The sequence below is a fragment of the Paenibacillus tarimensis genome, assembly GCF_021532315.1.
Taxonomy (GTDB): Bacteria; Bacillota; Bacilli; order Paenibacillales; family Paenibacillaceae; genus Paenibacillus_I; species Paenibacillus_I tarimensis.
The window spans coordinates 122,535-146,852 of sequence record NZ_JAKGAO010000007.1 but is presented as its reverse complement, the minus strand read 5'-3'; the positions used below and the strand labels follow the sequence as shown (position 1 = coordinate 146,852).

28 protein-coding genes are annotated in these 24,318 nt (G+C 52.4%); 11 read left to right on the top strand and 17 right to left on the bottom strand.

Going from position 1 to position 24,318, the window contains the following annotated elements; all coding sequences use genetic code 11:
• Window positions 1-165: 165 nt before the first annotated feature.
• Window positions 166-345 carry a small acid-soluble spore protein H gene (locus L1N82_RS07365; protein ID WP_235286955.1) on the top strand — a complete coding sequence of 60 codons (180 nt, stop codon included), beginning with the start codon at window positions 166-168 and terminating at the stop codon, window positions 343-345.
• Window positions 346-407: 62 nt separating this feature from the next.
• On the opposite strand, the gene L1N82_RS07360 is transcribed toward L1N82_RS07365, so the two are convergent.
• The 8 genes from L1N82_RS07360 to L1N82_RS07325 form a co-directional block, all read right to left on the bottom strand.
• Window positions 408-1,907, bottom strand: a complete 1,500-nt coding sequence (locus L1N82_RS07360) for an N-acetylmuramoyl-L-alanine amidase family protein (protein ID WP_235286742.1) — start codon at window positions 1,905-1,907, stop codon at window positions 408-410.
• Between the two features lie 153 nt (window positions 1,908-2,060).
• Window positions 2,061-2,441: a LytTR family transcriptional regulator DNA-binding domain-containing protein gene (locus L1N82_RS07355; RefSeq protein WP_235286741.1), complete on the bottom strand. Its 381-nt coding sequence runs from the start codon at window positions 2,439-2,441 to the stop codon at window positions 2,061-2,063.
• Window positions 2,442-2,464: 23 nt separating this feature from the next.
• Window positions 2,465-2,587: a cyclic lactone autoinducer peptide gene (locus L1N82_RS07350; RefSeq protein ID WP_235286740.1), complete on the bottom strand. Its 123-nt coding sequence runs from the start codon at window positions 2,585-2,587 to the stop codon at window positions 2,465-2,467.
• A gap of 16 nt (window positions 2,588-2,603) precedes the next feature.
• Entirely contained in the window at window positions 2,604-3,119 is a 516-nt protein-coding gene (locus tag L1N82_RS07345) for an accessory gene regulator B family protein (RefSeq protein WP_235286739.1), read from the bottom strand.
• Window positions 3,116-3,742, bottom strand: a complete 627-nt coding sequence (locus L1N82_RS07340) for a hypothetical protein (protein WP_235286738.1) — start codon at window positions 3,740-3,742, stop codon at window positions 3,116-3,118. Before L1N82_RS07340 ends, L1N82_RS07345 begins: the two co-directional genes overlap by 4 nt.
• Window positions 3,743-4,114: 372 nt before the next feature.
• On the bottom strand, window positions 4,115-5,875 hold the full coding sequence (locus L1N82_RS07335) for a hypothetical protein (RefSeq protein WP_235286737.1): 1,761 nt from the start codon (window positions 5,873-5,875) through the stop codon (window positions 4,115-4,117).
• Window positions 5,876-5,895: 20 nt separating this feature from the next.
• A complete protein-coding gene (locus tag L1N82_RS07330) occupies window positions 5,896-6,444 on the bottom strand; it encodes a prepilin-type N-terminal cleavage/methylation domain-containing protein (RefSeq protein WP_235286736.1) in 549 nt (182 codons plus the stop codon).
• Entirely contained in the window at window positions 6,428-6,970 is a 543-nt protein-coding gene (locus tag L1N82_RS07325; RefSeq protein ID WP_235286735.1) for a PulJ/GspJ family protein, read from the bottom strand. The genes L1N82_RS07330 and L1N82_RS07325 overlap by 17 nt, the downstream gene beginning before the upstream one ends.
• Before the next feature lie 642 nt (window positions 6,971-7,612).
• Here L1N82_RS07325 and ilvA point away from each other — a divergent pair.
• Window positions 7,613-8,887, top strand: coding sequence for a threonine ammonia-lyase IlvA (gene ilvA, locus L1N82_RS07320; protein WP_235286734.1), 1,275 nt, complete (start codon window positions 7,613-7,615; stop codon window positions 8,885-8,887).
• Between the two features lie 88 nt (window positions 8,888-8,975).
• Here the strand turns inward: ilvA and L1N82_RS07315 are convergent, their stop codons facing one another.
• Complete coding sequence (locus tag L1N82_RS07315) at window positions 8,976-9,953, bottom strand: aldo/keto reductase (RefSeq protein WP_235286733.1); 978 nt, start codon at window positions 9,951-9,953, stop codon at window positions 8,976-8,978.
• Window positions 9,954-10,116: 163 nt separating this feature from the next.
• Here L1N82_RS07315 and L1N82_RS07310 point away from each other — a divergent pair, with 163 nt between their 5' ends.
• The 5 genes from L1N82_RS07310 to L1N82_RS07290 all read left to right on the top strand — a co-directional run bounded on the left by L1N82_RS07310 (window position 10,117) and on the right by L1N82_RS07290 (window position 13,822).
• The gene (locus L1N82_RS07310) at window positions 10,117-11,367 is read left to right on the top strand and encodes an MGDG synthase family glycosyltransferase (RefSeq protein ID WP_235286732.1); all 1,251 of its coding nucleotides are present in this window, start codon (window positions 10,117-10,119) and stop codon (window positions 11,365-11,367) included.
• The gene (locus tag L1N82_RS07305) at window positions 11,351-12,547 is read left to right on the top strand and encodes an MFS transporter (RefSeq protein WP_235286731.1); all 1,197 of its coding nucleotides are present in this window, start codon (window positions 11,351-11,353) and stop codon (window positions 12,545-12,547) included. The genes L1N82_RS07310 and L1N82_RS07305 overlap by 17 nt, the downstream gene beginning before the upstream one ends.
• 72 nt (window positions 12,548-12,619) lie before the next feature.
• Window positions 12,620-13,225 carry a TVP38/TMEM64 family protein gene (locus L1N82_RS07300; RefSeq protein WP_235286730.1) on the top strand — a complete coding sequence of 202 codons (606 nt, stop codon included), beginning with the start codon at window positions 12,620-12,622 and terminating at the stop codon, window positions 13,223-13,225.
• Window positions 13,226-13,325: 100 nt separating this feature from the next.
• Window positions 13,326-13,469 carry a hypothetical protein gene (locus L1N82_RS07295; RefSeq protein WP_235286729.1) on the top strand — a complete coding sequence of 48 codons (144 nt, stop codon included), beginning with the start codon at window positions 13,326-13,328 and terminating at the stop codon, window positions 13,467-13,469.
• Window positions 13,470-13,531: 62 nt separating this feature from the next.
• Window positions 13,532-13,822 carry a transposase gene (locus L1N82_RS07290; RefSeq protein WP_235286728.1) on the top strand — a complete coding sequence of 97 codons (291 nt, stop codon included), beginning with the start codon at window positions 13,532-13,534 and terminating at the stop codon, window positions 13,820-13,822.
• Window positions 13,823-13,921: 99 nt separating this feature from the next.
• Here the strand turns inward: L1N82_RS07290 and L1N82_RS07285 are convergent, their stop codons facing one another.
• Window positions 13,922-14,944: an aromatic acid exporter family protein gene (locus tag L1N82_RS07285; RefSeq protein WP_235286727.1), complete on the bottom strand. Its 1,023-nt coding sequence runs from the start codon at window positions 14,942-14,944 to the stop codon at window positions 13,922-13,924.
• Between the two features lie 29 nt (window positions 14,945-14,973).
• On the bottom strand, window positions 14,974-16,098 hold the full coding sequence (locus L1N82_RS07280; RefSeq protein WP_235286726.1) for a DNA alkylation repair protein: 1,125 nt from the start codon (window positions 16,096-16,098) through the stop codon (window positions 14,974-14,976).
• Window positions 16,099-16,399: 301 nt separating this feature from the next.
• Between L1N82_RS07280 and L1N82_RS07275 the strand changes: the two genes are divergently transcribed.
• The 3 genes from L1N82_RS07275 (at window position 16,400) to L1N82_RS07265 (ending at window position 18,397) form a co-directional block, all read left to right on the top strand.
• Window positions 16,400-16,999 carry a collagen-like protein gene (locus L1N82_RS07275; protein WP_235286725.1) on the top strand — a complete coding sequence of 200 codons (600 nt, stop codon included), beginning with the start codon at window positions 16,400-16,402 and terminating at the stop codon, window positions 16,997-16,999.
• Between the two features lie 351 nt (window positions 17,000-17,350).
• A complete protein-coding gene (locus tag L1N82_RS07270) occupies window positions 17,351-17,701 on the top strand; it encodes an ArsR/SmtB family transcription factor (RefSeq protein WP_235286724.1) in 351 nt (116 codons plus the stop codon).
• Between the two features lie 102 nt (window positions 17,702-17,803).
• Complete coding sequence (locus L1N82_RS07265; protein WP_235286723.1) at window positions 17,804-18,397, top strand: YdeI/OmpD-associated family protein; 594 nt, start codon at window positions 17,804-17,806, stop codon at window positions 18,395-18,397.
• Window positions 18,398-18,456: 59 nt separating this feature from the next.
• Here the strand turns inward: L1N82_RS07265 and L1N82_RS07260 are convergent, their stop codons facing one another.
• Complete coding sequence (locus tag L1N82_RS07260) at window positions 18,457-18,978, bottom strand: CBO0543 family protein (protein WP_235286722.1); 522 nt, start codon at window positions 18,976-18,978, stop codon at window positions 18,457-18,459.
• Between the two features lie 164 nt (window positions 18,979-19,142).
• Between L1N82_RS07260 and L1N82_RS23170 the strand changes: the two genes are divergently transcribed.
• Window positions 19,143-19,274, top strand: coding sequence for a hypothetical protein (locus L1N82_RS23170; RefSeq protein ID WP_268821867.1), 132 nt, complete (start codon window positions 19,143-19,145; stop codon window positions 19,272-19,274).
• 114 nt (window positions 19,275-19,388) lie between these two features.
• On the opposite strand, the gene L1N82_RS07255 is transcribed toward L1N82_RS23170, so the two are convergent.
• From L1N82_RS07255 to L1N82_RS07235, 5 genes are all read right to left on the bottom strand, one after another.
• On the bottom strand, window positions 19,389-19,961 hold the full coding sequence (locus tag L1N82_RS07255; RefSeq protein WP_235286721.1) for a TetR/AcrR family transcriptional regulator: 573 nt from the start codon (window positions 19,959-19,961) through the stop codon (window positions 19,389-19,391).
• Window positions 19,962-19,967: 6 nt separating this feature from the next.
• Window positions 19,968-20,702 (bottom strand): MBL fold metallo-hydrolase, encoded by a 735-nt coding sequence (locus tag L1N82_RS07250; protein ID WP_235286720.1) that lies wholly within the window; start codon window positions 20,700-20,702, stop codon window positions 19,968-19,970.
• 668 nt (window positions 20,703-21,370) lie between these two features.
• Window positions 21,371-21,727, bottom strand: a complete 357-nt coding sequence (gene cyoD, locus L1N82_RS07245; protein ID WP_235286719.1) for a cytochrome o ubiquinol oxidase subunit IV — start codon at window positions 21,725-21,727, stop codon at window positions 21,371-21,373.
• A 1-nt stretch (window position 21,728) separates the two neighbouring features.
• A complete protein-coding gene (cyoC, locus tag L1N82_RS07240; RefSeq protein WP_235286718.1) occupies window positions 21,729-22,346 on the bottom strand; it encodes a cytochrome o ubiquinol oxidase subunit III in 618 nt (205 codons plus the stop codon).
• The gene (locus tag L1N82_RS07235) at window positions 22,346-24,316 is read right to left on the bottom strand and encodes a cbb3-type cytochrome c oxidase subunit I (RefSeq protein WP_235286717.1); all 1,971 of its coding nucleotides are present in this window, start codon (window positions 24,314-24,316) and stop codon (window positions 22,346-22,348) included. The genes cyoC and L1N82_RS07235 overlap by 1 nt, the downstream gene beginning before the upstream one ends.
• Between the last annotated feature and the right edge of the window lie 2 nt (window positions 24,317-24,318).

The following is a 24,318-nucleotide window of genomic DNA, read 5'->3' as shown; positions in this document are numbered from 1 at the left end:
TCATGAGCTTACAAAAATAACGCCATCCCAAGCCGATAGGCCAAGGATGGCGTTATTTTTCTGCTGCCCCAAGGAAATGAGTTCATGATAATTGCAGGAGCCAGTATATTTACGCTGCGATTCGCGCACATTATGCCAATACTCCATATGGAAGGGAATAACAGAATGGACATCTATCGTGCCCAGGAAATTGCTGCCTCCCCCGTAATGGCTAATGTGACCTATAACGGACAACAGGTATACATCCAGCATGTGGACGAGGAAACCGAGACAGCGAGAATTTTTCCGCTGGATCAGCCTCAGGCCGAACAGAGCGTGCCGCTGCGCAGCCTGACCGAACAGTAAGTGAAGCAACGCCACAACAGGGAAGGGGCAGTGCATCCGCTTCCCTGTTTGATTTTGACCCCTTACATCCCTGGCAGCGGCATCTGCTCCTGCAGCGGTTCCTGTTCCTGCCGCATCTGCAGCTGCTCCATGATTCCTGCCACAATAGCCTGAGCAACACGCCACTGGAAGGACTCATCGAACATGACCGCCTCCTCCGCCGAGTTCGAGAGGAAGCCGATTTCGAGCAGCAGGGCATCCATAGTCGCATCCCGCAGCACCTTCAGACTCTTGCTCTTCACCTTGCGGTCGGGGAAACCCGCTGCTCCCAATAGATGCCTGTGCATCAGCTCGGCGAATGGCCTGCAAGCTTCATTGTAGTAATAAGTCTCTGTCCCCCTGACCGAGGGGTTTTGCGGAAAAGAATTGCCGTGTATAGATAGAAATAAATCGGCACGAAGCGCGTTAGCCATAGTCCCGCGGCTGCCGAGCTCTACATACGTATCATCGCTGCGGGTCATAATGACATCAACGCCCGGCTCCGCCGACAGCAGCTCAGCAACCTTGTGCGATAACGATAAGGTAAAGTCCTTCTCCCTCCTGCCCGATACACTTGCCGCACCAGGATCAGAGCCTCCATGACCCGGATCAATAACGACCAGCTTCTTCCCATCCTGGCCAATCGGCTGAGCGGGTGCGCTAGCTATACCTGCATTCAGGTCGATAACGATGTAAGAGCCGCCTTCCTGCCCTTTGAGCACCTCATAAGGGATAACCTGCGCGGTATCTATAACAATACGGACGGCTGCCGGGTCTTTAGAGAATACGGAATAACGAATCCGGTTCACATAAGCATCATTTACAGCGATTTCTCCCTGTCCGCCGGTCCCGACCGATTGCGCAAGCGAAGCGGAAAATACCGCATTGGATATATCCATAATGATCCGGTCCGGACCTGTCATTGTAAAGATCTTCGGCTCTACCGCTGCGCTGGTGTACACGGTCAACCGGTTATCCGCATAGCTGATCGCCTCTACCTGTACAGGAGCCGCACCGCCCGGCACCCCCGGAGCTGCCGGTACCGCCGGATCATGAGTCGGTAGATCCAACTCCGGTTCTGCAGGCATTACCGTATCAAGCGACACCGTCTTGCTCTTGTTATCCCAGCCTACCCTAAGACCTAACTCCTCCCCGACAAACCGCAGAGGAATATATGAAGTACCCGAGATTACTATCGGCGCAGCCGCCATACGTTTGGCCGCTCCGTCCACCAATGCCTCTTCACTTCGGATCGTCATCTCAATGGTCTTGCCTGACGCAAACACCGTCACCTTCTGCTCATTCCGCTGCCACTTCACCTCATAACCTAGTCCCTGCACAACCATACGGATCGGAATCATAACATTGCCGCTTACGATCGGGATGGTGACACCCGGCAGCATCTCAAGCTTCGCTCCGTTCAGCACAATTGATGCCGATGCTGGCTCTGACCCCGGCTTCGCCTGCGCCAGTGACGCTTGTCCCGTAAGAATTAGACAGAAAGCGATCCAACAGATGACCAATACCCTTAACTTCCTGATCATTTCATCACCATCCCACAATCTTTTACATATTCATCCAGCCACCTATTAGACGACGAAAATCCGCAAAGGTTGCGAGTTTACAGCAGATAGAATTCATGTAACGGACCATAAAAAGAAACAGGTACCGCCTACTCAGGCAGTACCTGTTATCTCTTAGCGCAGTACAGCGATATCCGGGTTGAAGGACTTCAGCTTAAGCATAATATTCTTGAAGTTGGAAACCGCTACTGTGCATTTCTTGGATCTTCGGTCGGGTCTTTCATCAAAGTAAACGAGACCCATCCTTTCGTCGACCAGCGTAATTTTCTGCATATTAACCGCATTGTTGCGGTCAACCTTATCGAAGACATAACCCGAGTGAAGGAACGTCTCAATAAAGTACTTCAGCGTGCCCATGGCGAAGTATTCGTCGTCTAAGGTGTGGAACGATACACGGTTAGTCATGCTGTCATAGGATATGTACAAGAGATCGTCCGCTTCGACATGAACAAATCCAGATTTTCCGTCAATGTCATGAGTCAGAGACAAAAGCATGATTTAACCCATCCCCGCCATAATTATTTCAGCAATTCTTCCGGCGTTTCGTCTTGGTGAAAGTACATCCAGCTAGCTGACGATACAACTGCAACTGCAAGAGCAGCTAAGATTGTCGCAAGTCTGTAAAAAACTTTACTTTTCACAGGCTTCACCTCTCCCTTATAGTCTTCTTATCAATGATAGGGATTGAACGAACAAGGTAGCAGTTAAGACTGAATCTCCTGCTAAGAAACTTAATGCTACAATCCAGAATGATACCAGTTTTAGTACAGGAAAATGCTTGGCTGATATCCTGGTTTGCCGCTCAATTCTAGATGGCGCATAAATTAAAACAAGAACCGCACTAACAACATTCATAGTATCTATGATCTGCGGTTGGAATTCAACGAAAGTCAGTCCGGTTAATAGCAAGGTAGAGAGCAGAATACACCACATACCTGAGCCTAAATGATATCCTCCAGAAACCTGCCTTAATAAAGCAAAGGAAAATAAGGATATGCAGGCTTCTGTCAGTCGCCCTGTAATACAAGCAATTGAGAGTGTGAACGATATGATTAAAAATGTATTGATCAAAAAGGAAACAGAATACCGTAGAACCTCTACACTTGCGGGATGATCGGGTGCCGCCTTCTTTATGGATTCAGCGATTCGCATAGAGACAGCATAGATTGTCATCGTTCAGCCAATTCCTTCTTGATTGAATATACCAGAAAGATCAACAAGGCTATTAACAGGCCAAATAGATTCAAATAAACATTTTCAAATAATACCATGCCGATCCAAGCAAGAATGAATAATCCGATAATCGTAATGACAAAAAGCCTCTCGCCTTTAATTACTATATTGTCGAAATCGAAAGTAAAGCCAAGTCTTTTCCTGTAAAGCCCCCAACCTATAAGAAAACCGATAACTCCGGTAACACCTTGAATGGTATAGGTTTTCCATGCATGTGCCGCTGCTTCTTCAATAGAAAAATATCCAAAGGACCCGAATATGATTAGGGTTTGTATTATTCCTAGCCCTATGAACCCGGTTACTGTCATAATTAAGGACCAGATCATCGGGATTCTAATGATAGTGTTGAAGAATAAAGCTGTTACAATTAAGTTGCCAACTGTGGAGAGCTGGGAGAGTTCGAGCATATCCCTAGTAATATAGTTTTGAAATGTAATGAGTAAGATCATCGTTAATACATGCCATATATACTTCCGAAGATCCATTCTGAAAACATAGAGGGCAAAAGCATAGATTGCCAAGCCTTCAATTGTGGAAAAAAACATAAACCCCAGAAAACTCAACTCTATCAGTCCCCTCGAGGATTTCTTGCCCTAGATAGATGATTTCTCCGCTAATCATTAAATTAGCAACTTCTTGTTAAGAACGTCTGGTAATATTTCGTCCTTTTACTCTGATTTGAATATAAGACAAAGACCTATTAAAATCAATAGATTTATTCCTTTTGAAGGATATTCCAGGATGCTCTTGGGACTTCGTACCCTCCTAGTGAGCCAACGCATTAAATGTTGAATATAACGGCTTTGTTAACACTTTATGAACTTCAAAGTACTCTAATGACACTTTTTTGTAAACGCATACATTTAATTGCGGGCAGGTCGTCTGCCAATAAGAGAACCAGCGCCGCGTCCCTGCAGCTGCTGGCTCTCATCTGTTTACTGGCTTTCCAGCCACTTGCGGCCGATGGTGACCTTGACCTTCTTGACGCGCGGCAGGCCGGTGCTCTGACTTGTGAAGACATTTTGATTATAATCAATGACAAATCGGGACTGTTCGCCAGGTATCGCCGATTGGCTGCGGGCATCGAACTGCAGGGACCTCTCTCCCTCAACCGCCTTTGTCGAACCTAAGACTGCATTGATCGTGATGTCTCCGCGGGCAAAGAAGCCGCCATTCATCCAGAAGGTCGATCCTACTCCGTACAGCTCCGCTTCAGCATCTGTGTAGAAGAAGGCATCCAGCGTATAGTCATCTTCCCTGCTGTAGGCCTCTGTAATAGGCTGAAATGCGTCATAACGGTACACATCGACCGGTCCCTTCGAGATCAGGACCAGCAGCTGCTTGCCGCCAATCCCCCTGATCTGTGCATCGACAACCTCTGTTTTGCCGAGCCCGATCATGGTCGCATCCACCGCAAGCTTGCCCTTGATAATTATATCGCCTGTCACCAGGATGTTGCCGCGTATGGTAACGAACTGGTCTTCGTAGTTTTCCACAATCAGGTCGCCGTTCACGATAAGCCAATTGCCCGCCGATTTATCTGTGTAATAGATGCGCTTGTAATCATCGCCCAGCTTGAGCGGACCTTCGACGATTACCGGCTTGGCCAAGCTCTCCAGCTTAGCCGCAAAATTGCGCACCTCCGCCGCATAACGCTCCTCATCCTCTATTGTAGGCTCCGCAAGCTCAGGCATAACCGGCGGCGTTAGCCATCCCTCTCCGTCCGGGCTGCCGTCTCCGTTGCCATCCTCCTTGAACCGTTCGTTAAGTATGGACAGCATATTATCCTGCTTCTTCATACTTCCCTCGTACCTGGAGGCCAGCTCGTTCCGCACATTCTGGTCATCCCCGGCCGTTAAGGCAGCCTTGTCCAGGAAGGACTGCTCCACATCAATGGAGACAAACTTCTTGTTATCCTTCAGCTTGATACGGCTCGGCTCGCTATGCAGATAACGGGTGATATGCGCAGGATCGCTCAGCGGCACATAGATGCTTACCCGGTCCTCACGGTGCTTGATTCGATCCACTGCCGATACATAGACTTCGCCGTATTGGCCTCCCTGCTGAGCCAGATACGGGAACTGCGATTGTACAGCAAGCTCCTGGCCCAAATACCGGTAGCCGGCCATACTGCTGAGCTTCAGCTCATCTCCCACATACAGATTGCCTGCCAGATATGGCGAGCCGTTCAGGATCACATCCCCTTCCTCCGATCCCAGCCCGTAACGCAGAAAATCCGGGAATGTATCCAGCACAATCTCCTGCGACAGCCTCCGGACTGAACCATTCACTTCCGTCTTGGCCGTCACCCTCAGGTAATAATCGAGCTTCTGCTCATCTGCTTGCAGATCCTCCCCTGTATAAACGATCGACTCAATGAGGCCGCTTGCGCCTTCTAAGTCCGTACCGACAGCCCTGTCGTTGAATGCCTTGACAAAATCCTGCAGCTCCGCCATCAGCTCAGCGGGCCGGATAGCCATTTCCTTGCCATTATATTCTGCAGCGATATGCGCCGCCGCTTCGTTCAGCGCTTTTTCCGCGAGATGCAGACTCTGCACATTATCCTCACTCTTCTCTGTACGGTGAGCTCCGCCGATACTAGCGCTTAGCACGGCCATGCCCAGCATCATGAAGAGCAGGATCATGAATATGACCATCAGGAAGGCCGATCCTCCCTCTTCCCTCAACCGCCTCAAAAGCCTTTCCCCCGTTCTCCCTAAAAACCGAATTTGCTGACCAGCTCCAGCTCCATAGGCTCATTCCCGTGCATATGGCGCAGGAGCAGCCTGACTTCCAGCAGTCCGCTGCTGCAGGCGTCTCCCGCCGGGCAGCTCAGCTTGATACTGGAACCCCGGGGTTCCTCAGCAGAAACCGGGACCACCTCTGCCTGAACCGGGATTTCCCGGCGCCCGACCGCTTCCTCGATAAACAGCGCTCCTCTGTTCTCCCCGTTAGGCGCGATATACAACTGGTGCTCCACTCCCGGATTCCCGTTCAGCCGCAGCGCGATCTTCGTCCCGCTTCCGTCCAGCTGCTCAAGCTCATCCGGGCCAAACGTGTACAGCTCCGTCATAATGGAGGACATAATTAAATCTCCTTCATCGCGAAGCGAGTTTTCTATACTAATCTTGTTATAAGCATTGATTCCAAAGGTAATAGAGCCGTATATAACACCAAGCACCACCGACAACAGCGTGAGCGACGCGATCAGCTCAATTAGTGTAAACCCCCGCTCATCGGCCGCTCTGTTAACGAATCGCTTCATCGGTAATATATCCCTCCACCTCAGTCCAGCCGCGCTTGTTATCCGGCTCTGCCGCATTCTTGACCGTCACCTTCACCGGAATCAGGTAAGGCGCAATTGCCTTCCTGTCCGCCGAATCTCTCATTTGCTTATGCAGGCCGTCCTGATACTCTATCATAATCTGATAAGTGATCCCGTTCACCGTAGGATTCAGCACCGCTGCCAGCACCTCCGGGTGGTCGACAAGCGCCGAATAAACACTGCATGCGGCGGGACGGCACAGCTCTGATGTCAGCGAAGGATGATGCTCCGCCTCGTCACGCAGGTCAAAGTATCCGGCAAGCTTGTCGAAGCTCTGCTTCTCAATATAGAACAGCGCATTGCGCGCCAGATTGACCATAACCGTCTTGCTCTGATTCCCCTTGGCATTGGCTAGCGACTGGGCAAAAAAGCCTGTCATCGTCAGCCCGACGATAGATAATATGACTACTGAAAGCATAATCTCAATAAGGGTGAAGCCTTCTTCCCCGCTGCGCTGCCGTCTCATCCGCCAGTCCCTTCCCAAAGGATTCATTTTTCTCTATTTTATCATAGTTCGACATCGTCCGACCTTCATTTTTTGTTAGCCGGGCCTTTAGTCAGGGTATCCCTGCGGTTGACATTTGCACGCGCCAGCGGTATAACAATACTAATCTAAGTAATCTGTTAAATAACGATTCGGTGAAGAGAACAGGTACATCAGCAACGCTTCGCCCAGAGAGTCGGCGCATCCGCTGAAAGCCGATCCTAGCTTCTGATGCTATATCATCTCCGAGAATCCGGGCCCACTCCAGCTGACCACAGGCAACGAACGTTCATCTTCAGCGGCAAGCCCGGACGGCCATCCCCCGTTAGCGGGAGAACGTTCCAATACGTTAAATGAGGAGCCGTATATCCTGCGCAGCCAGCCCGTTACCTAAAGTTGGGCCCTGCAAGCATACGGAACCAGGGTGGTATCGCGAGTCAATCTCGTCCCTTTGGACGGGATTTTTTTGTGTCGATTAGAGGACATCAACTCGCAAAAAAAACTTGTTAGACGGGATTTTATACCTTATATCGGTCGATTTATTCAAGCGGCTTAAGCTGGCTTTTTGACGATAGAATCAGAATTGGACAGGACCTGTTAAAGGTCGGGAAAGGAGAGAACGGGATGAAGGATCAGGAGCATGCCCGCATTCGCGACGGAGTGGGGCTTGGCGATATCGTTATGGCCCAGCATCAGTTGAAGGAGGTCGTCGTACGGACGCCGCTGCAGCACAGCAGAGTGCTGTCCGAGCGCTATGACTGTCAGGTGTACTTGAAGAGAGAGGATTTGCAGGTTGTCCGGTCGTTCAAAATACGCGGAGCCTTCCATATGATGCGCAGCCTGCAGCCGGAGGAGCTCGCCAAGGGAGTCGTATGCGCAAGCGCCGGCAACCACGCACAGGGTGTGGCCTACTCCTGCCAGACACTTGGCGTACCGGGGAAGATCTTCATGCCAAGCACCACCCCGCGCCAGAAGGTCAAGCAGGTGAAGTTTTTTGGCGGTGAACAGGTCGAGGTCATATTGGTCGGCGACACTTACGATGATGCGTATACAGCGGCAATTGCAGTCAGCAGGAAGGAGAGCATGACCTTCATCCATCCGTTCGATGACCCGAAGATTATTGCTGGCAACGGCACCATCGGGCTTGAGCTGATTGAAGATGCGGACACGCTGCCCGACTATCTGTTCGTAACGATTGGCGGCGGCGGTCTGGCTGCCGGGGTCGGTGCCTATGTGAAAAATGTCGCTCCCTCCACCCGCCTGATCGGTGTCGAGCCGGAAGGCGCCCAGTCAATGAAAGCCTCACTGGAAGCCGGCGCCGTGACACCGCTGGAGCAGATCGAGAAGTTTGTGGATGGCGCCGCCGTCAAGCGGGTCGGGGACCTCACCTTTGAACTGTGCAAGGAATTCCTGGATGATATTGTCGCTGTTCCGGAAGGCCAGGTCTGCACCACCATTCTTGATCTCTATAACGCCAGCGCTATTGTGGCCGAGCCTGCGGGCGCGCTTACCATCTCGGCACTGGAGCAGTATCGTGAGCAGATCAAGGGCAAGACGGTTGTCTGCGTGGTCAGCGGCGGCAACAACGATGTCGACCGGATGCAGGAAATCAAGGAAAGGTCGCTCATTCACGAGGGATTAAAGCATTATTTTATGATCAACTTCCCGCAGCGGGCAGGCGCCCTCCGCGAGTTCCTCGACGATGTGCTCGGCCCGCATGATGACATTACCCGATTTGAATATACGAAGAAGCACAACAAGGACAACGGTCCCGCCCTCGTCGGCCTGGAGCTCAAGCACAAGGAAGACTACGAGCCCCTGATGGCGCGCATGCGCAGTAAAGGACTGCAGTTCCAGGAGCTGAACAAGGATTCGTTCCTTTTCAATCTGCTGATCTGATGTTTTGCCGTGATAAAGAGGAAGAGGGAGTCCCGGGCCGCAACTGCGCCACTGTGGACTCCCTCTTTAATTATGTCTAAGGAGCCTGCTACCACGCATAAGCGCGAGGCGCATCTCCGCCCGGTCCCGGGAAAATCTCATCGAGACGCTCCAGCATGCCCTCGTCAAGCTTCAGCTCCAGCGCGCGCAGCGAGCGCTCGAACTGCTCGGCCGTCCGGACACCAATGATCGGTGCAGTAACAGCCGGATTAGCGAGCAGCCACGCCAGCGATACGATATCCTCGCGTTCGCCCAGCTCATCGCAGAGGGCTGCGTAAGCTTCAAGCTGTGCTCTGTGCTTCTCAACCCGGCTCGTATCGCCGCTCCGTTTGCCCGAGCCGCCGCGCAGGGCATTGCCTCCAAGCAGGCCTCCGTCCAGCGGGCTCCATGGAATAACGCCAAGGCCAAGCGATTGAGCGGCCGGGAGCACTTCAAGCTCAGGCAGACGGCACAGCAGATTGTACTTGTGCTGCTCGGAGATCAATCCCAGGAAGCCGCGGCGCTTCGCTTCTCCCTGTGCCACTGCAATATCCCACCCGGCAAAATTGCTCGAGCCGACATATCCGATTTTCCCCTGGATAACCGCTGTCTCAAACCCGCCCCACAGCTCATCCCAGCTTACATTGCGGTCTATATGATGCATCTGATACAGCTCTATATGATCGGTCTGCAGGCGGCGCAGTGAGCCTTCCAGGTGGCGGCGCAGCTTATACGCAGATAATCCGCCTTCTCCATTGGGGCCGTCATACGGGTCACTCATATCCCCATAAAATTTAGTAGCGAGGACGGTCTTCTCCCGGCGTCCGCCCCCCTGGGCGAACCAGCGGCCGATAATTTCCTCTGTGCGGCCAGCGTTTTCCCCCCAGCCGTAAACGTTTGCAGTATCAAAAAAATTGATGCCTGCGTCAAGTGCCGCGTCCATAATACGGAATGCGTCCTTCTCATCTGTATCCACGCCAAAGTTCATTGTTCCCAGGCAAAGCCGGCTGACACGCAGTCCGGATTTTCCAAGATACGTATATTGCATTAGATAGTTAACCTCCTTTTTTTTGCCGAAGCCGTTTGAGAATTTGTGTGTATAAGGTTAATATCAGTATAGCAAGCATGGGTATTTCTTACAAAGGTTCCATACCGTGTTCATACTCTGATGACATTTCTGAGTTAGACTACGAGCGGAGGTGTGTCTTTCCATGTCCTTGTCAAGCCTTGACTGCAATCAATCATTCACAGGTAAGAAAATCATGCTGGTTTACGCCTCGTATGGGGAAGGACACCTGCAGGCGGCGCGAGCGCTGCAAGCCGCTCTTGAAGGCCGCGGTATTAAGCAAACTGTCATGGTCGATCTGATGGCTGAAGCCCATCCGTGGATCAGTGCGTTTACCCGCAGCTTCTATATGAAGAGCTTCACCCTGCTGCCGGGCCTGTACGGCTGGGTTTATGATACGACGCGCGATATGCGCCATAACTCGCTGTTTGGCGACTGGCTCCATTCCTTCGGCCGCTCCACCATGAGACGGCTGCTGGAGAGGGAACGCCCTGACGCTGTCATACATACCTTTCCCATGTTTGTCATGCCTACACTTCGCTCTCAATCCGATATCCGGAAAATACCCAGCTGTGCCGTCCTGACGGACTTTGATCTGCACGGCCGCTGGATTCACCCCGGTATTGACCGTCTGTACGTGCCGACTGATGACCTTAAGCAGGAAGCTATAGACCGGGGCATGGCTGCTGACCAAATCTGTGCCAGCGGCATTCCGCTCAAGAGCGGCTTCGATTATATTGAGCCTCTCCCCGAATACCGGGAACGCTTCGGCTTTACTGAGGATGAACCCATTGTGCTGATCATGGCTGGCGCTCAGGGTGTCATGCCGGATGTGGCTTCCTTGTGCCGCCGGCTTCTTCAGCATCCCGGTCTGTCGGTGGCTCTCGTCTGCGGGCGTAATGCGGTTCTCGCCAGATCGGTCCGGCAGTCGCTTGGAAACGCAGGTTATGGTTCCCGGCTGAGAATCTTCGATTATGTGGATCGGATTCACGAGCTCATGGCCATCTCTACCTGCCTGGTCACCAAGCCTGGCGGCATAACGCTGGCGGAAGGGCTTGCGGCAGGGCTTCCGATCTTCTTGTACCGGCCTGTCCCTGGCCAGGAAAGACGGAATGCCGAATATCTGTCGCGCATGAAGGCGGCGGTAGTCTGCAGCCGCCCGCAGGATTTGGTGGGAGAAATTGTGAAACTTATCCGCCAGCCTGATCGTCTACATACCAGTAAGCAAGCTTTAGCCGCCCTGCAGAAGCAGCAGGCGGCCGAGACGATCGTAACAGATTTCCTCCGGACTCTTCGAACCTTCGAAGACCGGGGAATATCGTCTCCACCGTCTCCGAAGCATCGGAAACGGCTATTCCGATTACAAAGGGGTAAACCGGGTGGCATTCAAACGTAGCATCGCATTCGGACCGGAAATTATTCTGTTTTCGGTCATTCTCTTTTTTATTGAATTTGTAAGAGGCGCCGTCGCAATCAGCTTCATTCCGATCTATGGCGAAAAATCGCTGGGCCTGTCACTTGATATAATCGGCGTTGCGATAACCGCGCATTATTTAACAGACACCATTCTTAAGATTCTGATCGGATGGCTGCTTGACCGGGTGTCGGTACGGACCGTTGTCCATTCTGGGCTGCTTATATCGCTCTTCGGCGTTGTCCTGCTGGGCTTTGCCGAATATCCCTGGATGTTCATTATGGCAGCAGCCATTTACGGCATCGGCATATCGCCGATCTGGATTGTCTGCCTGACTAAGGTGACTGAGGAGCGCCGCGCCACGCAGATGGGCTATCTGTACACGATCTGGTTTATTGGTCTTGGCGCTGGCCCGATCTGCTCGAACCTGCTACTGGACTATAGCCCGAGGCTGACCTTCTACCTGCTGGTAGGACTGTCCCTGGTCGCCTGGCTTCTGTCACTGTTTATCAGCAACCGGCAGGAACGCCAGGTCGCTACGATTCCATTCGGAGAGCAGCTGGCAATTCTCCGCGAGAAGCTGCACCGTATGAGGATGCTGCTGCCGGGGATGATCCTGCAGACGACAGGAGCCGCGATGCTGGTGCCTATCCTGCCCAGCTTTGCCGAGAAGCAGCTTGGGATTAACAATTCGCAGTATTCCATCCTGCTCGTTGCCGGCGGAGCCTGCACGATTCTGGCCCTCATGCCGATGGGACGGTTAACGGACCGGATTGGCGGACGCAAGTGGTTCCTGGTTGGCGGGTTCACGATCTTCGCCTTGTCACTGGGCTTCCTCGCGACAACCCCGCCATTATGGCAGTGTGTGCTGCTCGCGGCTGTTCTCGGCATATCCTATGCAGCCGTGCTGCCCGCCTGGAATGCCCTGCTTGCCGCCTATGTCCCCCCTGCACAGCAAGGGCTTGGATGGGGGATTTTCTCCACCGTGGAAGGCATCGGGGTCATGGTCGGACCAGTGGCCGGCGGCGTCATCGCCCAGCTTCAGAACGAGTCCAACGTCGTCTGGATCAGCGCCCTGCTGTTCGCGATTATCGGCGTGTTCTACATCCTGTTCCCCGCCAGCCTGTTTACCGGCGGAGAAGACAATCACAGCGCAACCTGACGGCATTGCCGTCAGGCTTTATTATGAATACAATATGTAATATCACAATTTTTATCGAAAAAGCTGGTGAACATGATCGATATTCAACAATGGCTGCAGGAACTGAAGCAGCTCGATAAAGAGCAGCTGCAGCAAACCATCGAAAGTTATTCCGCTTTTGGCCCCCTGCCGGGCCTGCTTTTGCCGCTGCTGGAGGCATTCATGCCGTTCCTCCCGCTGCTGCTGTTCGTCGCGGTGAATGCCAATGTTTACGGACTGTGGCTCGGCTTCCTGCTGTCGTGGGCTGGCGTATCTGCCGGTTCGATCCTGATGTTCCTGCTCGCGCGCAAGGTTGGCGGCCGCTTCGGCAGCTGGCTGCAGAAGCGTTATCCGGCTACCTCCCGCTTCTTCCACTGGATTGAGCGCAAGGGCTTCACGCCTATCTTCCTGCTGGCCTGTTTCCCGTTCTCGCCTTCATTCCTGATTAACCTTGCGTCCGGGCTTAGCACAGTGAAATTTCAGACATTCATGATTGCGATCCTGATGGGCAAGGCTGTGATGGTGTTCTCGATCTCACTGCTCAGCTTTGACATCACCGACCTGGCCAGTGAACCATGGCGCATTGTCGTTGCACTCGCCACAATAGCGATTATGTGGTTTGGCGGCAAGCGGCTTGAGGCACGTTACCAAAGCGGTTAAGAACGAATATCCAAGTATGCAGACAGCTTACGGCCGGGCATAAGATAGGAGGCCTTGAGGCACACTTAACCGGGAAGACTGGTGAAAGGAGTGACCTGTCATGTCTGGCGAACAACCGTCACATAAGCAGCGCAGGGCGGCGTATGTCCAATCCAAGGCGGATCGGACAGGCGCCGGCAAGGACAAGGCTTCCCGCATGCAGTCTGAAGCGGATCAGGCGGCTTTCCCTAAGCACGGCCTATAGCCCGGAAGCGAAGCACCGGTTATCATCCGCTTTTTATTATGACTACCAAGGAGGCCAGCGCAATGAACAAGGTTCAGAAGGACAACCAGGATATGCTGCCAATGTCCGGCGAGATGGTCGAGGTTGATGGCGTCTATCTGAACGAGGCCGGCCGGGAGGAGCATCTGCACCGCGGACAGCATTTTCCCTCTGATGTAACACTCGGACCGACTGAATGGAAGCTTGTCGAATATGCATTTGATAACCACCATGACGGCCGTACGGACCCAAGGCTTGTTGCCAAGAATGAAACCGAGGACAAGAAGGGGTTCATTGCTACACCGAAGCAGTTCGTAGAAGGCACAGATCACTGATACTCTTACTCCTGACAAGCAAGCCCCGCCGCCCTTCCAGACAGGAAAGGCAGCGGGGCTGTATCGTGCAGAGCGTATGACGCAGCATACCCGTTTCTTTTACTGTTCCTTGCGCTCCTCAATTTGATTCACCAGCTTGTCGAGCCGCCGCAGCTGATAATCATATTCGAACAGGGCTGTCGCGACGAAAATGAGCCTCTTATGTCCATCCGGGTTCGCGCTGACATAATGCGTGAGCTCGCTTACGAAGCTCCCCTCGCGCCCTTCCTCTGGCTCGATCTGCGCGCCTGTCTTCATCTTGCCTTCGGATTTGAGCAGGATATGCTCATGATACTTCGTCAGCTCCTCGAGCCTTTCATCGAAGCGCAGTGACCATTCCTCAGCTCCCGGTGCCGAGAAGTAATGCTCTTCGACGGCATCCAGCAGGTCTGCTCCCTTACGGAGTGCCTTAATCATCTGCTTGGACAGCAGCAGCTGCCTGGCACGGTCCAGCTTGCTCTCCGGCCGCACCGAGCGCTCCTCCTCGAACAGCGCATACCGTTCATCCAGCTTGCGCAGTGTTCCATGCAGCTTATCCTTCTCTTCCTTGTGTACCTGCTCCTTGATTTCGTTGGAAATGGCTGTCCGCAGCAGAAGTGACAGCTGACCGTAAGCCTCCCGGATCTGGTCGAAGAACTGCTTCTTAGGTCGTGGCGGGAACAGCAGCACGTTGACGAGAAAAGCGCAGCCCATTCCCGCCATAACCATGAGGAAGCGTCCCAGCGCATAATCCCAGCCCTCCGAGTTCGCCTCCATGACCGCCACGACGGTAACCAGCGTAAGGCCGATCGCACTCTCCATCTTCAGCTTGATATTAAGTAAAATAACCGCGATACATACCAGACCGACAGATATTGGCGTACTGCCAAGCACCTGTACGGATGCCAGCGCAATAATCGCGCCCAGCACATTGGACTGAACCTGATCCAGCACCTGCTTCCAGGAGCGGTATATCGATGGCTGTATAGTAAATATGGCCGCAACCGCTGCTATGATTGGAGACGGAAAATGAAACAGCCCGCTTACGAAAATCGCCAGTGCAACAGCAACACCTGTCTTCAGCACCCTGGCCCCGATTGTCATATTCCGCACTCCCTTCTGTCATGATTGGCTTAACTATGTAGTGAATCTGCCGCCGGCTCCAGCTGAAGCAGCGCGCTTGCCGTTTCCCGCCCGTTAATGACCAGCACCACTCTGTGGGTGCCCGGATAATGCTTTCGCGTCGATAGGTCTGCCCAGCGGTGTGTTCTTGTCCCCTCTACGAGCGATCCTCCTGCAGATGTCTTGTCCGTGAGCAGGAACAGCTTGCGGGAGACCTTGCCGCTGGCTTTCACAAAATCAATACCGTACTCAATCCGCAGCCGCATAGGCTCACCGCCACGCACACGCAGCCGGTAGGAAAGCTCTGTCTGTCCTCCTACAGCGATCCGGTCAGGCGACACCTCCCATGCAAGCACGTCGGCGAGCAGCTCGCCTTCCACGCTGTCTGCGTAACCGAACAAGCTCATCACGTCTGGATGCGCGGCCCGGATCAGCGTCCGGCATCCGTGGCGGATGATCCAGTCCGTATGCGGATGGGTGCCCTGCCAGCGCCTTGCTGTCTCGATGACTAATCCAGGGTGATCCTTCGCGATATCGTTCAGATTATTAGCCACGCTCTTGCGCACATACAGCGACTCGTCCTGCCTGAGCTTCTCCAGTATGGGCAGCAGCGGTGCAGGATCCTTCTTGAAGACAGGCAGAGCCTGGGCCCACGGGAGGCGGGGACGGCAGCCTTCGCTAGCCAGGCGCCTTACATGCTCGCTCTCATCCTCTGCCCAGATCGCCATCTGGCGCAGCATCCGCTCCGGTTCCCTAATGAGGAACGGCCGGACGGCAAACTCGGCTGTAGAATTCCTTGTGAAGCGCTGCAGGGCCTCTATTGAGCGTTCCCAGTGCTCCGGCGCAACACCGTGCTGCTCGACAAAATCGGGAAACACCAGATGAGGAAGCCCGCGGAATTCTCCTTCGATCGTATACAAGATGTCCAGCGCCCGGCCATAGTCGGCAGGCAGGTACTGCCCAAGCAGCTGCGAAACACGCCGAGTGCGTGCTTTGAGCTCCATAAGCTCCCATGCTTCATCCAGCACCGCATGTTCAAATCCTGCTGCATCAAACGCCGGTTCTGCACGTGAGGCAAGCTCAGCCAGGCGGCGGATAAAGTCTGGGCTGTATTCATTTTTTAAAGGCTCGGCCATCAGTTCATCTCCTCCTTCCGCTATTATAGCGGAAATGCGGCCGCCCTCAAAAACCCATGCTATCTTTTACCCGCATTGTGGTAAATCTCACATTACAATCGGCACAAGTTGACTTCGCAGATGACAAAGTGACACCCCTTCTGTAGGAAAAGGGGGCCGATAGCCCTCAGGCTCTATGTATTAATCATGAGCTGCCGAAATAATTACATTATGGCATCCTAACTGTAAGAGTGTGGGTTCAGTCGTGTAACACTCCCCCTATCATAAACCCAATTCTCAAAAAATAGATTGCAGTCTAGCCATGGAGCTTGGGCCGCGAGGGCTGGTAGGAGCGATTGGCGCACTCGGACCACAGGGAATCGCAGGCGCACTTGGACCCCAAGGTATAGCAGGACTGGCAGGAGCAGTTGGCGCAGCCGGAGCAGTAGGACCAGCGGGACCTGCTGGACCAGCGGGACCTGTGGGGCCACCAGGCGGAGTATTAGCCTTTGCAGATTTTTTTTCCTTGGCGCCTCCTGATAATCCAGTAACTGTTGCTCCAAGCACAGATGTAAGTTTTCCCCGGAATGGTCCAATCAGCGGGACCTCAATTACCCGTATAAATGCAAGCTCATTTAACTTGGCTGCAATTGGCACCTATCAGGTCTTGTTTCAAGTTAATATAGTGGAAGCGGGTCAACTGATACTAACGCTCAATGGCGCTGATCTGGCCTATACGGTAGCCGGGCGTGCGACAGGTACTTCTCAGATAATAGGGATTGCACTTGTGCAAACAACGGTCATTAATTCCGTACTGGCCGTTCGTAATCCTGCCGGGAATTCCACGGCACTCACAATCACGCCATTAGCGGGAGGAACAAGGCCCGATTCCGCACACCTTGTTATTACGCAAATTGCTTAAGTAAATAATTAGAGCGACCTCCAGATGGGCTCTTGAAGTAATGACCTTGCGTCCCCTCATCTTGCCGAGGCGCTTTTTTTATTTATCCGATTAATGCAGTATATTTAAAGCTGTTGACACGACACCATACGGTGTCTTATAATTCAAAACGTCACTAAATAGTGTCCATTTGTCGGTTATAAATATCCATTCCCAGAGGAAATCATGCTAACTATACACTGCACATCGCCTCATGGGCATCGCGTCCGAAGAGCCGCAAACTTTAGGAGGAAGCGGGCTTAACGCCTGTCCTTCGTATCGACAACGACAAGAGATTTATACAACAGAAAATTACATACTGGAGACGCTGTTATGAACGAGAACAACCAGTCACGAGATGTATTTGACGCAATTGCCGATCCAACCAGGCGCCAGCTGATTCGTTTGCTATCCGAAGCAGAAGAGCTGCCTCTTCATGAGTTAACGGCACAGTTTGAGATGGGCCGGACGGCCGTATCCAAGCACTTGGCAGTTCTCAAGGAGGCGGGACTGGTACTTGACCGGAGGGTCGGCAGAGAAACAAGATTTAGACTTAACGCTTCTCCACTCCGAGAAATTCAAGATTGGGTTGCTTTCTACAGTAAGTTCTGGAGTGAGAATTTGGTGCGATTGAGCCGGCTATTAGAGGAAGAGGAAGAAGAACCGAATGGTGGGTTGGAATAATTGACGGCGAAGTGCTTATCGTGGATGAACCAGACCGCTTAACCTATACTTGATAGCCAAGATGTCAGCAGCCGACAGGAAATAGAAAAGGGGTGTTCCTTGATGATCAGCAGCAGAACAAATCCCAAGGTTGACGGATTTATGAGGAAAGCTACGAAGTGGAAGGAAGAATTTGAGAAGTTGAGAAAAATTGTTCTCGACTGTGAGCTGACCGAAGAGATCAAGTGGATGCATCCTTGTTATACGTATGACAATAAGAACATTGTTCTCATACACGGATTTAAAGATTATTGTGCACTTCTGTTCCACAAAGGTGCCTTATTACAGGATCCCCACGGGATTCTCATTCAACAAACGGAGAATGTGCAGGCAGCGCGCCAGATCCGGTTCACCAGTGTTCAAGAGATAACGGAGATGGAGCATATCTTGAAAGACTATATTCATGAAGCCATTGAAGTTGAGAAAGCCGGCTTGGAAGTTGAATTCAAGAAGAATACAGAGCTTCCAATCCCAGAGGAGCTTCAACATAAATTCAATGAAATGCCTGCATTGAAGACAGCCTTTGAAGCTTTGACTCCGGGACGGCAAAGAGCATACATACTTTACTTTTCTGAGCCTAAACAATCCAAAACCAGGGAATCGAGGGTCGGAAAGTATTTGCAGCACATTCTCGATGGCAAAGGATTAAAAGATTAGCACATGCCCGATCCCGGTCATCCGCCAGCAGCAGAGCAGGTATATACAGACAGCTATTTTCAACGCTGCGGGATTGGGATATGCACCGGTACATCGAAAATCATAATTAAAATGGTTGATATCGGTATAGACAAGACATAAGCGGCCAGGGGATGCCGGGCATGAAGCCTGAGCATAGGGAACATCATGAAATCGAACAAGATTGACCACATCAGATTCCAGCCATGGTTATATACGATTCGGTTAGTGAGCGCAAACACGCTCTCTACACCAGCATACAGCCCAATCCAGAACAAATAATGCAAGAGAACCTTTAAGCGGCCGCCCCCCTTAGGATACCCCCCCAGAAACAGTAGAACAGTCGCCGGGAAGGTTATAAGCGTATGTAGATACTCTGTTAATGAATGGTTAGGCATAATATCCGGACGAAGCTCCCACAGCAAATAGTTCGCGCAGATAAAATTGTACATGGCATTACCGAGCGCCATATATAGCATCGTCGGATGGTACACCTGCCAATTCCGCAGATCAGCCCGGCGCCATACGGCATATATGGAGAACAATACGATAAGTAAATGCATATCTACACACCCGCCCATCCGTTAATCTGTCTTATCCTGCCCTTATCTGCCAAGTAAATACACGAGGTTATAAGTCCGTGCAACCAGGGATATCCGTATAAGGCGTTGTGGGCGAATGAAATCGGCTGCCTTCGTTCAAGTTATGAGCACGGGAGGTGATGACGATGACAGGTCGCAACAATAAGCCTAAGAATAACGGCCCTGCTTCAAGTCCAGGGCGACTAGACCAGTTCGGGGACAAGCTTGCAGAGGATACAGAGACGAAGCCGATGAAGAAGGGCGGCAAATTTTGTTAAAGGCAGCTTGACCACATGGCATTATGCAAATAACAAAAAAAAGAAACCGGAGGCAGCTATGCCTCCGGCTCTATGTTGACACACTGCATCACCCGAACCTTGCCTTCCAGCTGTTCATGTGCGCTTGTAAGCCGCTAACCCTCTGCAGAAGGCTTCAATCATCAGCTCGAGGGTAGTATCCAGATCAAGCGGAAGACCGAAACCCCCTGCCCTCTCCAGCTCCGCAAAACCATGCAGCATGCTTCTGAACCCCCTTACTGCATGCAGTGAGGCATCCCCATTCAGCCCAAAGAAAGCCATCTGCTGCTGAACAAGCCTGACGATTGTACCGGCTGCTTCTCCCACCCGATCTTCCGCAGGATCCGGCGACCGGAGCACCGCTTCATAGAGACCCGGCTGCATACGCGCAAAGTTAACATAGGCTTGGCTGATCCGCCGCAGAGCTTCCTCACCTGGATTCCCTTCAGCAGCAGCTGCCATAGCTGCATGAAGTCGGTTAAGCGCCAGCAGGGTAAGCTGCATCCGGAGCTCCTGAAGCCCGTTTATGTGATTGTACAGGGACGGTGACCGTACCCCCAGCTTCTCCGCTACACGGGCCAGCGTTACCGATTCCAATCCTTCCGCATCCGCAATCTCCACCGCTGCAGTCACAATGATCTGCTTATCCATTCCAATACGGGGTGACATCCTATATCAGCTCCTAACTTGCGATGTACTTTGCATCAGCTTTGCTTCAAGATCCCTGATGGCTCCCTGCATCGCCTCCACCGGGCTCTGAAGCATCCTCCCATGCCCCACAGCGAGCAGCCTAGGCTGCAGGTCAGCCAGCCTTCTTGCACTTACAAGGGCGGTTGCCGCGTCCCAAGTTGCCAAAGCCGGGAAGGGAAACAGCAGCTTCATGCTGCCGGATACCGCAATGCCTGGCCGTGTCTGGAAAGTATCCCCTGCGATAAGCGTTCCGCAGCGTGAATCCAAGAATGCCATGGAGCCTGGTGTATGTCCAGGCGCTGCCACTGCCTGCAAGCTTCCCACAGAATCGCCATCCTCAAGCAGCACATCCGGTACAGCTGGCGCCTTCTTCGGAACACCGCCGCGAACCGGCGACTGGGCTTCATGAGGGTCCAGCGTCCGGTCACCGTTGAGAAGCCGTGCATCACGCCTGGATATATACACCTTCACGCTGTCCCCCAGTTCCCTGACCAGCGCTCCGAGCGCGCCTATATGATCATCATGCGCATGGGTCAGCACGATGCGGCGGAGCGGTTTCCCCGATTGCCTTACCTGCTTCAAGATTGGCCCTGCGGCATAAGGAAGCGCGCAATCCACCAGCGTCCAATCCTCTTCTTCTTCCACCAAGTAGCAATTCACCGGGAAAATCCGGGGCATGAAGGAAAGCTGCAGACCGCTCGTATACGGGGTAACTCTCATCGAAAACCTCTCCTCTTCGCCAAAACTAATGATATTAGTTTTAGGATACACGAATCCCGCCCGCTTCGCAAGCAGACATTACGAAGGCCTGTCTTGAAAATAAGCGGCATCGTAGACACAAAGACGGAAGGCCGAAGCCTCCCGTCTTTCTTAACAATTGCTATTCATCATATAGAACCGCTGCAAAAACAGCTGCTTAAGTGAAGTGTGGGAGTTACCGTGCCATCAGGCTGATTACAGCCGCCCAGAAAGGCAGACACAGCATTACACCATTCAGCAATCCGATGCCGATGCTTCCTTCTCTTCTGACCATAAGTCAACGCCTCCTTATTCCGGCTAGCCAGTGTAATAGGGTAAAAGTTAGTATCAAGTATGCCTTTATATATTACATATTAAACGTGACGACCAAATATGTAACCGATTTCAATATTTTAAAAATTCGCTCATTTTTGGAGAACTCCTGCTTAGCGAAAAAATAAAATGGTTATTACCCGGTTGATCGCCATTGTCATCGGAGAACTGTACGGCACGCAGCGCTACTCTTGTTAAGCATTAACTCCATTGATCGTTGACCTCATTAATTCTTGTTTAACCCAGTATATGCAAAAAAGAAAAGAGCCGTCTCTGCTCAAGCAGATTCAGCTCTCTTCTCTAATGCCCATATTTCATTAATGTGCCACACCGTTATACGCCATGATCCACATGGAAGCGAGGACGATCGTCAGCACGATGACAAGACCCAGAATAAGCGTCATCAGGTTGTATCTTGGCTTCTCTTCTTCGTTCAGATGCATGAAGAACAGCAACTGTACGATAAATTGGAGAACCGCGGTAACAAGCAGGACGATGATGGTTCCGGTCCGCTCAAGCATGCCGTTCAGGACAACCACGAGCGGGATAATCGTCAGGACAATCGACAGGAGGAAGCCGATCGTGTAAGACTTGAACGAGCCGTGAGTATGGCCGCCGCCGTGCACATCATGATCTCCGGCTGCGCCGTGGCCTTTCGCAGAATGCTGCGCCATCTTACATCACCCCCATCAGATAAACGATCGTGAAGACGAAGATCCACACGACGTCAAGGAAATGCCAGTACAAGCTGATGACATTGACCTTGCGCTTCGTAACACTGGTAATGCCTCTGCGGGACAGCTGCAGAATAATAGCAATCATCCAGACCAGACCGAGCGACACGTGAAGGCCGTGTGTGCCGACCAGCGTGTAGAAGGATGACAGGAAGGCACTAGTTCCGATCGTTGCGCCTTCATGCACCATGTGTACAAATTCCGTAACCTCCAGCGCGATGAAGGAAGCACCGAGAAGCGCAGTTACAATCAGCCAGCCGATGAGGCCCTTGACATTGCCCTTGTTCATGGACAACACCGCAAGGCCGCTCGTATAGCTGCTCGTCAGCAGGATGAAGGTTGAGGCGATTATGCCCGGCATAGCGAACAGCTCATCGGCCGTAGGGCCGCCGTTCGTGTTGCCATGCAGGACGATATAGACTGCAAACAACGTACCGAACAGAATACAGTCGGTAATCAGGAAGATCCAAAAGCCAAAGGTGCGCATGGATTCAATATCATGATGGCCGTCATGGCCATGCTCGTGACCTTGATGCGCGCCTGCACTTGCTTGTGCCATTATACCGACCCCCTAGCCGCGGCTTCCGTACGTTTGATGTCGTCCACCGGGATATAATAATCCGTGTCATAGTTGAAGGAATGCGCCAGCATGCAGATCGCTACACCAGCAAGACCCGGGATCGCCATCCACAGCCAGTCAAATACAAAGCCAAAGCCCGCAATGAACCAGAAGAACGACTTGATGAATGGAATGCCGGAATTCTTCGGCATATGAATCGGTTCGAGCGGCTGCTGCTGCTTCGGCGCTTGGCCGGCGGCAATCCGCTGCTTCTCTTCCCACCACTCATCTTGGCTGCTGACCTGCGGAAGCGTGGCGAAATTGTACAGTGGCGCCGGTGAAGGAATTGACCACTCCAGCGTACGTCCGTTCCACGGATCGCCCGTCGTATCCCGCTTCATGAATCGGATGCTGTGGGCAATCTGCCATACTTGGAACAGGAAGCCGATACCCATCAGGAAGCCGCCGATCGTTGAGACCAGGTTAAGCTCCCACCAGCCGCTGTCCCAGCTGTATGAGCTGACCCGGCGGGTCATGCCCATCAAACCGAGAATGTACTGCGGCATGAAGCAGACATAGAAGCCGATGTTCCACAGCCAGAACGCCCACTTGCCAAGCTTCTCGTTCAGCTTGAAGCCGAATACCTTCGGCCACCAGTAAGCCAGACCCGCGAAGTAGCCGAATGCCACGCCGCCAATCAGTACCTGATGGAAGTGCGCAATCAGGAAGTAGCTGTTATGGAACTGGAAGTCGGCAGGCGCTACGGACAGCAGCACTCCGGTCATCCCTCCAACGACAAAGCAAGGGATGAAGCCAATCGTCCAGAGCATCGGTGTCTCAAATGTGATCCGGCCGCGGAACATTGTGAACAGCCAGTTAAACACCTTAACACCGGTCGGTATCGCAATTAACATCGTCGTAATCGCGAAGAAGCTGTTAACGCTTGCTCCCGAACCCATCGTGAAGAAATGATGAAGCCAGGTGAAAAAGGAGAGAACCGAGATGATCATCATCGCGAACACCATCGACTTATAGCCGAACAGCTTCTTGCGAGAGAAGGTTGCCACAATCTCGGAGAAGATACCGAACGCCGGCAGTATAACGATATAGACTTCCGGGTGGCCCCACATCCAGATGAGGTTGATATACATCATCGGGTTGCCGCCGCCGTCGAGCGTGAAGAAATGCGCGCCCAGATAACGGTCAAGGAACAGCAGAGCCAGTGTAACCGTCAGAATAGGGAAAGCAAAGATAATGGTGACACAGCTCGACAGTACGGACCAGGAGAACATCGGCATTTTCATCAGAGACATGCCCGGTGCTCTCATCTTCAAAATCGTGACGATAAAGTTGATCCCTGTCATCAAGCTGCCTATACCGGATATCTGAATACCCCATATATAGAAGTCCTGCCCGACTCCGGGACTATGCGACATCTGCGAGAGCGGCGGATAAGCCAGCCAGCCCGCATCCGGCGAACCGCCGATGACGAATGACAGGTTAAACAGCATCGCGCCCCAGAAGAACAGCCAGAAGCTCAGCGAGTTCAGGAACGGGAACGCGACGTCACGCGCGCCCAGCTGCAGCGGGACCACGATGTTGAACAAACCGAACATCAGCGGCATCGCCATGAAAAGAATCATAATAACGCCATGCGTCGTGAAAATCTGGTTATAGTGCTCAGGAGTCAGGAACTCCATCTCCGGCATCGCCAGCTGCGTCCGCATCAGCAGCGCATCCACGCCGCCGCGGAACAACATAAGGATGGATGCGATAATATACATAATACCGATACGCTTGTGATCGACAGTTGTCAGCCACTCGCGCCACAGCCAAGTCCATTTTTTGAAATAGGTCAGTATGAATACGATGGCAATCATCGTCAGCGCAATACCAACGTCAGCCCCGTAGATCAGCGGGTCGCCCGTTACAAAGAACTCGGAAGCGAATTGTTTAATATTCTCCCACATAG